Source organism: Mesorhizobium sp. WSM4806 (assembly GCF_055811635.1).
The window spans coordinates 121,863-136,391 of record NZ_JBVVQZ010000007.1; the positions used below are offsets into that span (position 1 = coordinate 121,863).

Sequence of the window (14,529 nt, forward strand, 5' to 3'; positions counted from 1 at the left end):
CTGCCCGCGATACAGCGCCGCGCGTCCAGAGACGCGCAAAGGACGCTGTAGCACCTTGATTTTGCGCATGATCCTTTCGGGGTCATGCGCTTCCGTTCGACACCCTGATGTTGTCCCTTGAGCCGCGCATATAGCCGCGAGGCGACGCCCCCAGCATGCGCTTGAACATGGTGATGAAGGCCGGCACGCTGTCATAGCCGAGATCGAGCGCCACCCTTGTGATCGGCTCGCCGTCTGCCAGCCTCGGCAAGGCCGCGAACAGGCAGGCCTGCTGGCGCCATGTCGACAACGACAATCCGGTCTGGCGATGAAAGGCGCGGGTGAAGGAACGCCGGCTCATGCCGACGATATCGGCCCATTCGTCGATCGTCGCGTGCGGCGAGGGTGCTGCGACGAAGCGCCGGCACAGTGCCGCAAGCCTTGCATCCGAAGGAAAAGGCAGGCCGAGCGGCCGTTCCGGCAGGTTCGGGATTTCATGCAGCAGGAGGCTCATGATCAGCCCGCCGCGCCCCTCCAACTCGGCGCCCTGCGGCAGCTTTTCCGATTCCACGATCAGGCTGTGCATCAGATCGGTGATGCCGACGACGCGCAAGCCATCCGGCAGCCCGGCAATGGCGTCCGGCATCACATAGACCGAGCGCATGCTGACGTCGCCAAGCATCTCGACGGAATGCTCGGTCCCGGCAGGAATCCACATCGCATGATCGGGCGGCACCATCCAGCGCCCATGCCGCGTCGTCACCAGCACGACGCCGACAAGCGCATGCAGCAATTGACTGCGGCTGTGCCGGTGCTGCGGCACGTGGTAGCCGTCGGGAAATTCGGTCGGCAGGGCCACCGCCGGCCCGACGGCCTGCTCCAGCCATTGCCAGCGGCGCAGCAGCCCGAGATCGGTGAACTGGCCGAGATCGTTGTCGCCCGCTTTGAAGATTTCTTTGCCATGCGGCATTGGCTATTGGCCCACTCGCGAAACTATTGGACCAAACCACGAAAGAAGTCGCCCGGCAAGTAACTTATAAGGCAGCGGGGCCATAAGGGCCGCCTGCGGGAGCGTCCGCCAAAAAGACCATGGAGCCTGCGTTGACTGATACGACAGCCACCTCCGCCGCCACGCCGGCGACGGCCAGCCACACTTCGGCGCAAGCGACGGCCTTCACCGTCATCCTTGCGGTGAGCTTCTGCCATTGTGTCAACGACATCATGCAGTCGCTGCTGTCGGCCATCTATCCGCTGCTGAAGGACAATTACCGTCTCGATTTCTGGCAGATCGGCCTTTTGACCTTCACCTTCCAGGTGACGGCGTCATTGCTGCAGCCGCTGATCGGCATGGTCACCGACAAGCGGCCGATGCCCTATTCGCTGCCCTACGGCATGGCGTCCTCGCTGATCGGCCTGATCGTGCTGGCCTATGCCGGACACTATTGGCTCCTGCTGATCGGCGCGTCGCTGATCGGCATTGGCTCGGCGATCTTCCACCCGGAATCCTCGCGCATCGCCCGCTTCGCCTCGGGCGGCAGGTTCGGCCTGGCGCAATCGCTGTTCCAGGTCGGCGGCAATCTCGGCCAGGCCATCGGGCCGCTGCTCGCCGCCTTCATCGTCGTGCCGTTCGGCCAGACCAGCATTGCGTGGTTCGCAGCCGGATCGCTGATCGGCATCGTCGTGCTGTGGCGGGTCGGCGGCTGGTACAGCCGGCTGCGCGCCTCGCTCGCCAACCGCAAGGCGGCAGGCTTCGTTTCGCCCTTCCCGCGCCGCAAGGTGATGAGCGCGCTGGCGGTGCTGACCTTGCTGGTGCTGACAAAAAACGCCTATGTTGCCAGCCTCGCCAGTTACTACACCTTCTACGCCATCGATAAATTCGGCGTTTCGGTGCAGATGTCGCAGGTCATGCTGTTCCTGTTCCTCGGCGCCTCGGCGCTGGGCATCCTGCTCGGTGGCCCGTTCGGCGACCGCTACGGACAGAAGCCGATGATCTGGTTCTCGATCGTCGGCGTGCTCCCCTTTACGCTGGCCCTGCCCTACGCCAATTTCGAATGGACCATGATCCTGACCGTGCTGATCGGCCTGATCCTGTCCTCGGCCTTCTCGAACATCGTCGTCTTCGCCCAGGAACTGGTGCCCGGCCGCGTCGGCATGATCGCCGGCATCTTCTTCGGCTTCGCCTTCGGCATGGGCGGCATCGCAGCCGCCGTGCTCGGCGTCGTCGCCGACCTGAAAGGCATCGACTTCGTCTTTCAGGTCTGCTCGTATTTGCCGCTGCTCGGGCTGCTGACGGTTTTTTTGCCGAACATGAAGGAGGCGAGGAAGCTCGAGGAAGAGCCCACGATCGAGTGAGGTTGAGTTGGATTTCGGCCTTAAGCCACGCTTCCAACTCACCCAACGCATGAGAACAGGCACAGATCGATTTTTGCCATCACGTGCCGCAAAGCTTTTTAAATGCACTGATCGCGGCAACCACTCTTGAATGGACATCCCTGTCTGAAGGAACCGACAGAGCGTGAATGGCCCGCCGGATCTGCAGATCACCAATCAGCAGGTCCAAGAACCAATCGGCCGCCATCCGCGCAGATGGCGCGGCCAACGCATTGCTCTCCAAGCCGCGCTGGATCAATTTCTCGATCAGCGGAAATACCGAATCGCGGCCAGCTGCGGCAATCGTCGCACCCAATTCGCCACTCTCGTCAGAAGCAGCCGCGCGGTTCAGGGAAATTGCCCGCTCGCCAAGCAACATCGAAAGCAGGACCGGAGCAACATCTTCCAGAGTTGCTAGGGGATCGGCCTCGTCCCTGATTGCTGCATCCAGTGCCGCCTTCGTCATGCTGGCATTGTTTTCGACCATCGTCTTGAACAGGCCCTTCTTGTCGCCATACCAGCGATAGAGGGTTTCGTTTGACGCCTTTGCCTCTTTGGCTATGCCAAGCATGGAAGTCCCGCCGTAGCCTTTCTCCTTGAGAAGCTTGTAGGCTGCCCGCTCGATCTGTGCCCGACGCGCAGCCTTGGTGGCCGGCTTCGGTCTGGCGAGATTGTGACCGGGAGTGCCCAGCGATACTCGGGCGTGCCCCGGCGACGCCGGCTTCGGCTTCTGTCAGCCGCTTTCGTAGTTCATGCCGTCGACATCAAGGTCTGAGGCCAGCCACTCGGGAAAGCCACCTTCGAACCGACGTGATGCCCAGCCTCGCGCCCTCAGGATTGCCAGCGCGTCGGCAGAGAGAACGCACTGGACACCACGACAATAGGCGACGATGACCTTCTCTCGTGGAAGCTCCGCAAGTCGTTCTTCCAGCTCACCCGCGGGAATGTTGATCGCACCCGGCAAATGCGCGGCCGCGTATTCCTCTTGCGGCCGGACGTCGAGCAGCACGATTTCGTCGTCCCGTATGCGGCGCACCAGTTCCTCGCGCGGGATGTTCTCCAGCCTGTCCGGCCGGCTCATTGTGTCATCGATAAGCTCGCGGATTTGCTCGCGCCTGTGGTTCGCAAGGCTGCGCAGGGCCCCAAGCACGTTTTCGATCGGACCATCGGCCAGACGATAAAGCACGCGTTTCCCGTCTCGCCGGGTCTGCACCAAGCCGGCCCGCTTGAGCTGTTGAAGATGCTGCGACGTGTTGGCCAAGGCGATCCCGGAAAGTTGCGTCAGCTGCTCCACGGCCAGTTCGCCGTCGGCAATGTGGCGCAGAAGAACCAGCCGGTGTGCATGCCCCAGCGTGCGGGCGAGATCGGCTATCTCGTCAAAGATCGGATGATGGACATCTGCGTTTTTCATATCGCATGGTACATTCAATTAAACGATCAATCAATACATTGAATGTCTTATCTCAACCGGCTAGTGTCGGACGCCCAAGACAGGAGCATGGACCAGACAGGAGCATGGAAATGAACGAGCAGTTGGAGTTCGTTGTCCGCGCAGCCGCGATCGGAACGGGGGCGACGGCGGTGATGGATCTTTGGGGATTGTTTCTGAAACGAACGTTGGCGATTCCGCCGCTTGATTATGCCTGGGTCGGCCGCTGGATCGGCCACTTTCCGCGGGGACGTTTCGCGCATGCGAATATCGCGCAGGCTCCCCGAATTCGCGGCGAAACGCCGATTGGGTGGGTCGCGCGCATTACGCGATCGGCATCGTCTTTGCTGCATTGCTGATGGCAGTATGGGGCCTCGACTGGGCACGAGACCCGACATTGCTTCCCGCCCTTGTTGTCGGCATGTCCACTGTCGTCGCCCCGTTTTTCGTAATGCAGCCGGCCTTTGGCGCCGGAATTGCAGCCTCGAAAACGCCCAATCCGAGCACCGCGCGTCTGCGCGGCCTCATGACTCATCTGTCCTTCGGGGTCGGGCTGTATGCCGCTGCGTTGTTTTCCGCACACCTGTTCCCGATCTGATACCGGTCGATTGCGGTCGGCTTTCAGGACGCAACCCCAATATTCTTGAAAATGGAGAGCAAGCACGAAATTCAAAAGCGAGACACTGCCCACCCGCATTGGCCACCCGCCTTTGGCTTGCACCCCGCCCCACCTTCCGCTATAGAGCCGCCACCCGCGTAGACACCCTTGGAGGCAACGCGGCGGAAGGCTGTCCGGCCTCACGTGATCCCAAATAGATTTTGGACCAGATCATGTAAGGCCATGACGGCTTTCGACGTTTACGGCCCAGGCATCTCGCCGGCCGCGAACGCTCCAGAAAAACGCGAAAGGAAATGCCATGAGCCAAGCTTCTTACGAGCTCAAGGCCGAAGCGCGCGAACAGGTCGGTAAGGGGTCCGCCCGTGCAGTTCGCCGCAACGGTAAAGTGCCTGCAGTAATCTACGGCGACAAGCAGCCTCCCCTGGCGATTGCGCTGACCTACAAGGACATCTACTACAAGATCCATGGCGGCGGGTTCCTGACCACGATCGCCACGATCGATGTCGACGGCAAGAAGATCCAGGTCCTGCCGAAGGACTACCAGCTCGACCCGGTCAAGGATTTTCCGGTCCATGTCGACTTCCTGCGCATCGGCAAGGACACCGAAGTCAATGTCGACGTGCCGGTCCACTTCATCAACGAGGACAAGTCGCCCGGCATCAAGCGCGGCGGCGTGCTCAACATCGTGCGTCACGAGGTCGAGTTCCACTGCCCGGCCAATGCGATCCCGGAATTCATCACCGTCGATCTCACCGGCACCGATATCGGCGATTCGATCCACATCTCGGCGGTCAAGCTACCGGCCGGCGTCAAGCCGGTGATCTCCGACCGCGACTTCACCGTCGCGACCATAGCCGGCTCCGCGGCGATGAAGCCGGAGGCTGAAGAGACGGTCGAAGCGGCTGAACCCGAAGCGGCTCCTGCCGACGAAGAGAAGTAATCCTTTCCGCCCGGAGGTGACGATGCTGCTGTTTGCAGGCCTCGGCAATCCGGGCGCGAAATACGCTGACAACCGGCACAATGTCGGCTTCATGGCGGCGGACGCAATCGCCCGCCGCCATTCCTTTTCGCCCTGGTCGAAAAAGTTCCAGGGCCTGGTCGCCGAAGGCACGCTTGCCGGCGAGAAAATCATCCTGATCAAGCCGCAGACCTTCATGAACCTGTCCGGCCAGTCGGTCGGCGAGGCCCTGCGCTTTTACAAGCTCGACGCTTCGGCGCTGACCGTCTTTTATGACGAGATCGACCTTGCCGCCGGCAAGGTGCGGGTCAAGGTCGGCGGCGGTTCCGGTGGCCACAACGGTATCCGCTCGCTCGAGCAGCATGTCGGCAAGGATTTCCGCCGTGTGCGCATTGGCGTCAGCCACCCCGGCGTCAAGGAAATGGTGCATGGCCATGTGCTTGGCGATTTCGCCAAAAGCGACCGCGAGTGGCTGGACGTGCTGCTCGACACCATCGCCGACGATGCCGGACTGCTTGCCAAGGGCGACGACAATTCCTTCATGAATCGCGTGACGCTGGCCTTGCGCGACAAGCTCACGCCGACGGGCGACGACGACCGCCCGCCACCCAAGGCGCCGAAAGCACAAAGCCACGTTCGCCAGGCGCGGCCGCAGCAGCCGGCAGCCAAGCTGCCCGAAACCGGCCCGATGGCCGCCATGCTGAAGAAGCTGTTTGGCGGCAAGGATTGAGCCTGGCCACGGATCGGGGCTGCAGGGCTTGACGTTCGTCACCCCTTTCGCCCATAGCCCTCAACAAATTACGATTTCCCGATAGGACCGGATAAAAATGGGTTTCAAATGCGGCATCGTTGGTTTGCCCAACGTCGGCAAGTCGACGCTTTTCAACGCGCTGACCAGAACGGCGGCGGCGCAGGCCGCCAACTATCCGTTCTGCACCATCGAACCGAACACCGGCGAAGTGGCGGTGCCCGACCCGCGCCTGCAAAAAATCGCCGCGATCGGCAAGTCGAAGGAGATCATCCCGACCCGCATCTCGTTCGTCGACATCGCCGGCCTGGTGCGCGGCGCCTCGAAAGGCGAAGGGCTGGGCAACCAGTTCCTGGCCAATATCCGCGAGGTCGACGCCATCGTCCATGTGCTGCGCTGCTTCGAGGATGACGACATCACCCATGTCGAGGGCCGCATCGATCCCGTCGCCGACGCCGAAACCGTCGAGACCGAACTGATGCTCGCCGATCTCGACAGCCTCGAGCGCCGCATCGTGCAGTTCCGCAAGCGCGCTTCCGGCAAGGACAAGGAGGCGCTGACCGTGCTTCCGATGATGGAAGCCGCCCTTGAACTCCTGCAGGCCGGCAAGCCGGCCCGCATCCTGCTCAAAAATATCTCCGCGGAGGATCTGCGCATCCTGCAGGGGCTGAACCTGCTGACATCGCACCCCGTGCTCTATGTCTGCAATGTCGCCGAGGCCGATGCTGCCACCGGCAACGCACACACCACAGCGGTCGAACAGATGGCTGCCGCGCAGGGCGCCCGCACCGTGGTGATTTCAGCGGCGATCGAGGCCGAGGTCGCGCAGCTTAGCGATGAAGAGGAAATGGAATTTTTGGCGACCCTGGGGCTCGACGAGCCCGGCCTGAACAAGGTCATCCGCGCCGGCTACGAGCTGCTGCAGCTCATCACCTATTTCACCGTCGGGCCGAAGGAGACGCGCGCCTGGACCGTGCACAAGGGCGCCAAGGCGCCGCAGGCGGCAGGCGTCATCCACACCGATTTCGAGCGCGGCTTCATCCGCGCCCAGACCATCGCCTACAACGACTTCGTCACGCTGGGCGGCGAAGTGGCGGCCAAGGAAGCCGGCAAGGCGCGCGACGAAGGCAAGGAGTATGTCGTCCAGGACGGCGACATCATGCTGTTCAAGTTCAATACTTGAGGTCACCGACGGCGCCTTCTTCCTTCTCTGGTGCCAAGCTGGAACACCCCTTATCCGACCTCGCTTCGCGAGGCCACCTTCTCCCACAAGGGGAGAAGGAAGAGGCTGCGCGGCTCCCTCCGGCGCGGCTTGACTGCCCGCAACGCCCGGTCTAAGGGGCGTCTGCACCGGCCCTGCTTTCGTCGAAAGCGCGTGCAATTCGAAACGACGCGTCCGCTCGAACCCATCCTTTTGGCCTCAGCAAGGGAGACCCGGCGATGATCAAGGCATTCGTCGTCGACAATGATCGCCTGCGCCTTGCCGACGATCTCCTGGCAAACAGCGACCAGGTCGTCTGGGTCGATCTTGTGAGCCCGACAAAGGAAGAGGAAGCGGCCATCGAGGCGTGGCTCGGCGTTGCCATTCCGACGCGCGAGGAGATGGAGGAGATCGAGATTTCGAGCCGCCTCTATGTCGAGGACGGCGCCTATTTCATGACCGCCATTCTGCCGGCCCAGACCGAGGCCGACGATCCCCTGATGTCGCCGGTCACCTTCGTGCTGGCCGGCAACAGGCTGATCACCGTGCGCTACCACGAACCGAAGGCCTTCAAGACCTTTCCGCAGCGTGCCGAGAAGGTGGCGACCGGCTGCACCAGCGGCGACACCATCCTGATCGGTCTGCTGGAGGCGATCGTCGACCGCCTCGCCGACATTCTGGAGCGTGCCGGCCGCGACATCGAGGCGATCTCGCGCGACATCTTCCAGCCAAGCTCGACCAAGGCGTCGAAGCGCAATCGCGATTTCCAGGAATTGCTGAAAGCCATCGGCCGCAAGGAGGACATCGCCTCCTCGATCCGCGACAGCCTGATCTCGCTGCAGCGGCTCGCCGGCTTCCTCACCCACGCCTCGACCCAGACCAAGATGAGCAAGGACATCCGCGCCCGCATCAAGACCTTGTCGCGCGATGTGCTGTCGCTCGCCGACCACGCCACCTTCCTGTCGCAGAAGATCAACTTCCTGCTCGACGCGACGCTCGGCATGATCTCGATCGAGCAGAACGCCATCATCAAGATCTTCTCCGTCGCCGCGGTCATCTTCCTGCCGCCGACGCTGGTCGCCTCGATCTACGGCATGAATTTCAATGTCATGCCCGAACTGACCTGGAGCTTCGGCTATCCTTTCGCCATCGGCTTGATGATCCTCTCGGCGATCCTGCCCTTCTGGTATTTCCGCCGCCGCGGCTGGCTGTAGAGGCTCGGAGCTTCCATTGCGTTGAGCGTGATGGCCTGGCGCACCAGAAATGACTTGACCGCCCCGCCTGCATCCGGGAAACCCGATCCGTGGCGATCGTACAATCTTGAACCGGATTCCAGACCATGACCGGAAAGAACGCAAAGACCTCGGCCCATGAAAAGACTGGGGCCCATGAAAAGACCTGGGCCTATGAGGATTTCGTCGAGGGCGCCTCGCTCGACCTCGGCACGAAGCTGGTGAGCGCGGCCGAAATCATCGAATTCGCGCAAGAGTTCGACGCGCAGCCGATGCATCTCGACGAAGCGGCGGGCAGGGCCAGCATCCTTGGCGGGCTGGCGGCCTCCGGCTGGCACACCTGCGCGATGTTCATGCGCATGCTGTGCGACGCCTTCCTGCTGGACTCGACCTCGCAAGGCGCCCCTGGTGTTGATCAGGTCCGGTGGAAGAGGCCGGTGCTGGCCGGCGACATCTTGAGCGGCAGCACCACCGTCCTTGCCAAGCGTCTGTCCAGGTCCAAGCCGCAGCTCGGTCTCGTCACTTTGCGCAGCGAGCTTTTCAACCAGCGTGGCGAAGGCGTCTTCGAACTCGAGAACACGGTCATGTTCCTCGCCCGTGATGCCGCACAGGGCCGCTCATGACATTGGACGAGTTCTTCTGCATCGGCGTCACCGTCACCCTCGGGTCGCATAGATTCGAGCCCGAGGCGATCAAGGCGTTCGCCAGGAAATACGATCCGCAGATATTCCATCTCGACGAAGAGGCGGCGAAGAACAGCGTGTTCGGCGGCCTGTGCGCCTCCGGCTGGCACACAGCTGCAACCTGGATGAAGCTGAACCTCGAGACCGGCGTGGAGGCCGAAGGCATCAGCTGGGCCGGCGCTGGGCCCGCCCCCGAATTCGGGCCATCGCCCGGCTTCAAGAACCTCAAATGGCTAAAACCCGTCTATGCCGGAGAAACCGTGACCTTCACCCGCACCGCGCTTGCCCACCGCCCCATCGCATCGCGGCCGGGCTGGCGAGTGCTGACGCTGCGCTCTGAGGCTTTCGATTCGACCGGCGACAAGGTCATCGAGTTCGAAAGCGCCGTGCTGGTGAAGGCGGAATAAGCAGAGTTCTTTCCTTCTCCTCTTGTGGGAGAAGGTGGATCGGCGCGTAGCGCCGAGACGGATGAGGGGTGCTCCAGCTTGGCACTGCGGCACTCCGTGCAGCACCCCTCACCCGACCTCGCTTCGCGAGGCCACCTTCTCCCACAAGGGGGGAAGGAAAAAACACTTCAATGCCCTTCGAACCCGATCAGCGTCCTGACCGGCACGCCGAGCGCCTCGAGCTTGTCGCGACCACCAAGGTCCGGCAGGTCGATGACGAAGCAGGCGGCGAGGATGTCGGCGCCGATCTGCCGCAGCAGCTTGACGGCTGCCTCTGCCGTGCCGCCGGTGGCGATCAAATCGTCGACGAGGATTACCTTCTCACCCGGAGACACGCCATCCCTGTGCATCTCCATCTCGTCCAGCCCGTATTCGAGGCTGTAGGCGACGCGCACCGTCTCGTAAGGCAGCTTGCCCTTCTTGCGGATCGGCACGAAGCCGGCCGAGAGCTGGTGGGCAACGGCGCCGCCAAGGATGAAACCCCGCGCCTCGATGCCGGCGATCTTGTCGACCTTCTGGCCGGCATAGGGATGCACCAGCTCGTCGATGGCGCGGCGGAAGGCGCGCGCATTGCTTAGCAGCGTGGTGATGTCGCGAAACAGGATGCCCGGCTTCGGATAGTCTGGAATGGTGCGGATCGCGGCAAGCAGCGTGTCCTCGAGCGAAGGTTTCATGGGGCGGCTCTCCGGGCGTTCGTCCGACTTGAAGACATGAAAGGGAATTTTGGCCGATCGTAACCCGGCGCGGCCGGCGACGGCTACCGCGATGTGGCGCCTGGAAGAAAATTGTCCGGCAAAGGACTGGAGCCGGCTACCTTCGGAGGCGTCTTCGGAGGCAGTCCTCAGAACATGCAAAAAGGGCGCCCCTTCGACGCCCTTTTCGATTTCGTGGTTTTCCGTAGCTCAGTGCGCCACGCCGGCCCACACCTTGCGCTTGGTCAAATAGACCAGCGCACCGAACAGCAACAGGAAAACCAGCACGCGAAAGCCGGTCTTCTTGCGGGCTTCCAGATGCGGCTCGGCTGCCCACATCAGGAAGGCCGACACGTCGCGGGAATACTGGTCGACCGTCTGCGGCGAGCCGTCGTCATAGGTCACCTGATCGTCGGAAAGCGGGTTGGGCATCTTCAGCGAGACGCCGGCTATGAAGTACGGATTGTAGTGGGTGCCTTCCGGTATCTCCATGCCCGCCGGCGGCTGCTCGTCATAGCCGGTCAGCAGCGAGTGGATGTAGTCGGGACCGCCTTGGGCGTATTGCGTGAAGATGTCGAAGACGAAACGCGGAAAACCGCGTGTGACGCCGCGCGCCTTGGCCAGCAGCGACATATCGGGCGGGGCAGCCCCGCCATTGGCGGCCGCTGCTGCCTGATCGTTGGGAAACGGCGCCGGGAAATGGTCGGACGGTATGCCGGGACGTTCGAACATGTCGCCGGCATCGTTGGGACCGTCGTTGATCGTGTACTCGGCGGCCAGCGCCTTGACCTGCGCTTCCGAATAGCCAAGGTCTTCCAGCGTGCGAAACGCCACCAATTTCATCGAATGGCAGGTGGCGCAAACTTCCTTGAAGACCTTCAGCCCGCGCTGCAACTGCGCCTTGTCGTAGGTGCCGAAAGGCCCGGCGAAGCTCCAGTCCATCTCCTTCGGCTGGTGTATCGGGAAATGCGTCGGCGCGGCTTCGCTGTGCGCCTCCTCCTGGGCGATCGCCCCGGTGGTCGCGGCCGCAGTGCCTGCCAGCACAAGGCCGAGCAGCGCCAGCGAGGTGAGAATCGTCTTCATACCAAATCCCCTTGAGATTCTCTGGCGCGCTGTCGTCGTCTCGAGCATGATCTTGTCCGAAAACCGGTCTCCACTTTTCGGGGTCATGCTCAGCCCTTGGTTTCCGGCGCGGCTGTCGCGCGAGCCGGATGCCCGCCACCGCCAGCCTTGTTCTTCTCGAGAACTGCCTCGGTGATCGAGTTCGGCAATCGCCGCGGCTTCTCGACCAGGCCCAGCACCGGCAGCACGACCAGGAAGAAGGCGAAGTAGAACAATGTCGCCATCTGCGCCATGAAGACATAGCTGCCCTCGGCCGGCTGCGAACCCAGCCAACCAAGCAGGACGGCATCAATCACGAACAGCCAGAAGAACAGCTTGTACCAGGGCCGGTAGACCGCCGAGCGCACTTTCGAGGTGTCGAGCCACGGCACCAGGAACAGCATGGCGATGGAGCCGAACATCGCGAGCACGCCACCGAGCTTGGAGTTGATCGGCCCGATATTGAAGGTGATGGCGCGCAGGATCGCGTAGAACGGCAGGAAGTACCATTCCGGCACGATGTGGGCCGGCGTCTTCAGCGGGTCGGCGACGACGTAGTTGTCCGGATGGCCGAGAAAGTTCGGCAGGTAGAAGACGAAATAGGCGAAGATGAACAGGAACACCAGCATCCCGAACGCGTCCTTGATGGTCGCGTAAGGGGTGAAGGCGACGGTATCGGTCTTCGATTTGACCTCGATGCCGGTCGGGTTCGACTGGCCGACCACATGCAGCGCCCATATATGCAGCACGACGACGCCGGCGATCATGAACGGCAGCAGATAGTGCAGTGAAAAGAAGCGGTTCAGCGTCGGGTTGTCGACGGCGAAGCCGCCGAGCAGAAGCTGCTGGATCCATTCGCCGACCAGCGGGATGGCGGTGAAGAAGCCGGTGATGACGGTCGCGCCCCAGAACGACATCTGTCCCCAGGGCAGCACATAGCCCATGAAGCCTGTCGCCATCATCAGGAGATAGATGATGCAGCCGAGGATCCACAGAAGCTCGCGCGGCGCCTTGTAGGAGCCGTAATAGAGGCCGCGGAAGATGTGGATGTAGACGGCGACGAAGAAGAACGACGCGCCGTTCGAATGCAGATAGCGCAACAGCCAGCCCGAATTCACGTCGCGCATGATCTTCTCGACCGAATCGAAGGCGAGACTGCTGTCCGCCGCGTAGTGCATGGCCAGCACGATGCCGGTCAGCATCTGCGCCCCCAGCATGAGCGCCAGGATACCGCCGAAGGTCCACGCATAATTGAGGTTGCGCGGCACCGGATAGGCGACGAAGCTGTCATAGACCAGCCGCGGCAGCGGCATGCGGGCGTCGACCCAGCGTCCGATACCGGTCTTGGGCGTATAGGTCGAGTGTCCCTCGCTCATCGAAATGTCCCCTCGCCTCAGCCGATACGGATCTTGGTGTCGGAAATGAACTGGAATACCGGCACCGACATGTTCTCCGGCGCCGGTCCGCCGCGGACGCGGCCGGCGGTATCGTATGTCGAACCGTGGCATGGGCAGAACCAGCCGCCGAACTCGCCTTCCTGGCCGAGCGGAATGCAGCCGAGATGGGTGCAGACCTGGACCATCACCATCCAGGCCTCCTTGCCCGGCATGGTGCGGTTGGCGTCGGTCGCCGGCGCATCGGCCGGCAGATTGGCGTTGCGAGCGAGCGGATCCTTGAGCTCGGCCAGATTGACCGCCTCGCCGTCCTTCATCTCTTGTTCGGTGCGATTGCGCACCACCACCGGCTTGCCGCGCCATTTCACGACAAGCGACGTTCCCGGAGTCAGCGAGGAGACGTCGACCTCTACCGAGGCCAGCGCCAGCGTCGAGGCATCCGGGCGCATCTGGTCGATGAACGGCCAGGCGACGGCACCCGCGCCGACCACCGCGGCCATGCCCGTGGCGACGTAGAGAAAATCACGACGGTTGGGATCCTGGATGTCGGTTGCGCTCACGGGTGCCTGATCCTTTCGCCTCTTCCGTGCCGGTGGCCGAGGCTTGTTCCCCGCTCTTTCACGCCAACCCGACAGCGCATGGCGAACAGGCTAGCGAATTCCTCCGGCAATTGGCCTTCGGTTTATGCGTGAAGCCCGTTTTTGTCCAGACGGGTGAAGGCACAAGGGCAGATTGTCGCGGGGACGCAATTCGGCGGCGGACGGCGTGGCGACGGGCACATGTCGAACACGGCGAAAACGAGCGAAATCAACCCGTGAAGCAGCGCCGGCGTTTGTCTCGACAGGAGAGGAGGAGTGAGATGAGCGAGACCGACAAGTCGTGTTGGCTGCTCAGCGAGACCTCGGGCATTGGCGAAACGCGCGACCGGCGCCTCGACCGGGGACTGCCGCTTTTCGAGGGACTCCGCTGGCTCTCTGCGGGCTGGCGGGATTTCTGGATCCGGCCCGCGTCGAGCCTGGCCTATGGGATTGTCGTCTTTCTCCTGTCCGTCGCCTTCGTTTGGACGCTTGTCGGATTCGGTCGTGACTACATTCTGTTTCCGGCGCTTGCCGGGTTCATGATCGTGGCCCCCTTTTTGGCGCTAGCTGTATGAAAAGAGCCGGGCAATAGAGGAAGGACGCGCCATCGGCCTCGCCTCGATGCTCCTGGTGCGCCCCACCGGCGGCGCACAGGTCTTCTTCACGGGCCTACTACTGTGTTTGCTCCTGCTTCTGTGGACGCGTGCGGCGGTGCTCCTCTGGGCGCTCTTCTTCGGCGTGACGCCCTTTCCCGGATTCGACCGCATAGTCGGAGTGCTCTTCGGCACCGCATATGGGTGGGCGATGATTGCGATCGGGACGGCGATAGGTGGCCTCTTCGCGGCCTTCGCTTTCGCCATCAGCGTCTTTGCAGTGCCGATGCTGCTCGACCGGCGCGTGGACGCGCTGACGGCTATGGCTATCAGCGCGAAACTGGTGTGGAACAACCTTCCGCCGATGCTGGCCTGGGGCGCCTTGGTGCTCCTGCTCTTCGCAGTCTGCGTGGTCACAGGGCTTATCGGGATGATCGTCATCTTTCCTCTGCTGGGGCACGCAACCTGGCATGCGTACAGGGCGGTCGCACGTCCAGAGGGGTGAG

At 62.5% G+C, this 14,529-nt stretch carries 17 protein-coding genes and 1 pseudogene; 11 read left to right on the forward strand and 7 right to left on the reverse strand.

Annotated elements, in window-relative coordinates; all coding sequences use genetic code 11:
• Positions 1–82: 82 nt before the first annotated feature.
• Positions 83–949: an AraC family transcriptional regulator gene (locus tag AC0L2M_RS13120; protein WP_473535074.1), complete on the reverse strand. Its 867-nt coding sequence runs from the start codon at positions 947–949 to the stop codon at positions 83–85.
• Positions 950–1,080: 131 nt separating this feature from the next.
• Here AC0L2M_RS13120 and AC0L2M_RS13125 point away from each other — a divergent pair, with 131 nt between their 5' ends.
• A complete protein-coding gene (locus tag AC0L2M_RS13125; protein WP_287180827.1) occupies positions 1,081–2,331 on the forward strand; it encodes an MFS transporter in 1,251 nt (416 codons plus the stop codon).
• A 79-nt stretch (positions 2,332–2,410) separates the two neighbouring features.
• On the opposite strand, the gene AC0L2M_RS13130 is transcribed toward AC0L2M_RS13125, so the two are convergent.
• Both AC0L2M_RS13130 and AC0L2M_RS13135 read right to left on the reverse strand, forming a co-directional pair.
• Complete coding sequence (locus tag AC0L2M_RS13130) at positions 2,411–3,040, reverse strand: TetR/AcrR family transcriptional regulator (RefSeq protein ID WP_473535139.1); 630 nt, start codon at positions 3,038–3,040, stop codon at positions 2,411–2,413.
• 42 nt (positions 3,041–3,082) lie between these two features.
• Positions 3,083–3,700 (reverse strand): ArsR/SmtB family transcription factor, encoded by a 618-nt coding sequence (locus AC0L2M_RS13135; protein WP_473535140.1) that lies wholly within the window; start codon positions 3,698–3,700, stop codon positions 3,083–3,085.
• Between AC0L2M_RS13135 and AC0L2M_RS13140 the strand changes: the two genes are divergently transcribed.
• From AC0L2M_RS13140 to AC0L2M_RS13180, 9 genes are all read left to right on the forward strand, one after another.
• Entirely contained in the window at positions 3,626–3,802 is a 177-nt protein-coding gene (locus AC0L2M_RS13140) for a hypothetical protein (protein ID WP_473535144.1), read from the forward strand. The two genes, AC0L2M_RS13135 and AC0L2M_RS13140, sit on opposite strands and share 75 nt — an antisense overlap.
• 68 nt (positions 3,803–3,870) lie before the next feature.
• Positions 3,871–4,137 (forward strand): DUF2938 family protein, encoded by a 267-nt coding sequence (locus tag AC0L2M_RS13145; RefSeq protein WP_473535075.1) that lies wholly within the window; start codon positions 3,871–3,873, stop codon positions 4,135–4,137.
• On the forward strand, positions 4,089–4,376 hold the full coding sequence (locus AC0L2M_RS13150) for a DUF2938 family protein (RefSeq protein WP_473535076.1): 288 nt from the start codon (positions 4,089–4,091) through the stop codon (positions 4,374–4,376). Before AC0L2M_RS13145 ends, AC0L2M_RS13150 begins: the two co-directional genes overlap by 49 nt.
• A gap of 319 nt (positions 4,377–4,695) precedes the next feature.
• Positions 4,696–5,337, forward strand: a complete 642-nt coding sequence (locus AC0L2M_RS13155; RefSeq protein WP_023799895.1) for a 50S ribosomal protein L25/general stress protein Ctc — start codon at positions 4,696–4,698, stop codon at positions 5,335–5,337.
• A gap of 22 nt (positions 5,338–5,359) precedes the next feature.
• Positions 5,360–6,085, forward strand: a complete 726-nt coding sequence (pth, locus tag AC0L2M_RS13160) for an aminoacyl-tRNA hydrolase (RefSeq protein ID WP_128169725.1) — start codon at positions 5,360–5,362, stop codon at positions 6,083–6,085.
• 97 nt (positions 6,086–6,182) lie between these two features.
• Positions 6,183–7,286, forward strand: a complete 1,104-nt coding sequence (ychF, locus tag AC0L2M_RS13165; protein ID WP_473535077.1) for a redox-regulated ATPase YchF — start codon at positions 6,183–6,185, stop codon at positions 7,284–7,286.
• A gap of 257 nt (positions 7,287–7,543) precedes the next feature.
• Complete coding sequence (corA, locus tag AC0L2M_RS13170; protein ID WP_473535078.1) at positions 7,544–8,518, forward strand: magnesium/cobalt transporter CorA; 975 nt, start codon at positions 7,544–7,546, stop codon at positions 8,516–8,518.
• Positions 8,519–8,643: 125 nt separating this feature from the next.
• Positions 8,644–9,159 carry a MaoC family dehydratase gene (locus tag AC0L2M_RS13175; RefSeq protein WP_473535079.1) on the forward strand — a complete coding sequence of 172 codons (516 nt, stop codon included), beginning with the start codon at positions 8,644–8,646 and terminating at the stop codon, positions 9,157–9,159.
• The gene (locus tag AC0L2M_RS13180; RefSeq protein WP_287260236.1) at positions 9,156–9,626 is read left to right on the forward strand and encodes a MaoC family dehydratase; all 471 of its coding nucleotides are present in this window, start codon (positions 9,156–9,158) and stop codon (positions 9,624–9,626) included. Before AC0L2M_RS13175 ends, AC0L2M_RS13180 begins: the two co-directional genes overlap by 4 nt.
• Positions 9,627–9,793: 167 nt before the next feature.
• Here AC0L2M_RS13180 and AC0L2M_RS13185 read toward each other — a convergent pair whose 3' ends face one another.
• From AC0L2M_RS13185 to petA, 4 genes are all read right to left on the reverse strand, one after another.
• The gene (locus AC0L2M_RS13185; RefSeq protein ID WP_091598429.1) at positions 9,794–10,339 is read right to left on the reverse strand and encodes an adenine phosphoribosyltransferase; all 546 of its coding nucleotides are present in this window, start codon (positions 10,337–10,339) and stop codon (positions 9,794–9,796) included.
• Between the two features lie 228 nt (positions 10,340–10,567).
• The gene (locus AC0L2M_RS13190) at positions 10,568–11,440 is read right to left on the reverse strand and encodes a cytochrome c1 (protein ID WP_287137019.1); all 873 of its coding nucleotides are present in this window, start codon (positions 11,438–11,440) and stop codon (positions 10,568–10,570) included.
• A gap of 89 nt (positions 11,441–11,529) precedes the next feature.
• Positions 11,530–12,834: a cytochrome b gene (locus AC0L2M_RS13195; RefSeq protein WP_128177051.1), complete on the reverse strand. Its 1,305-nt coding sequence runs from the start codon at positions 12,832–12,834 to the stop codon at positions 11,530–11,532.
• Positions 12,835–12,851: 17 nt separating this feature from the next.
• A complete protein-coding gene (gene petA / locus AC0L2M_RS13200; protein WP_027151039.1) occupies positions 12,852–13,412 on the reverse strand; it encodes a ubiquinol-cytochrome c reductase iron-sulfur subunit in 561 nt (186 codons plus the stop codon).
• Between the two features lie 299 nt (positions 13,413–13,711).
• Here petA and AC0L2M_RS13205 point away from each other — a divergent pair.
• Positions 13,712–14,528: pseudogene (locus AC0L2M_RS13205) on the forward strand (DUF2189 domain-containing protein).
• The last annotated feature ends 1 nt before the right edge of the window (position 14,529 follow it).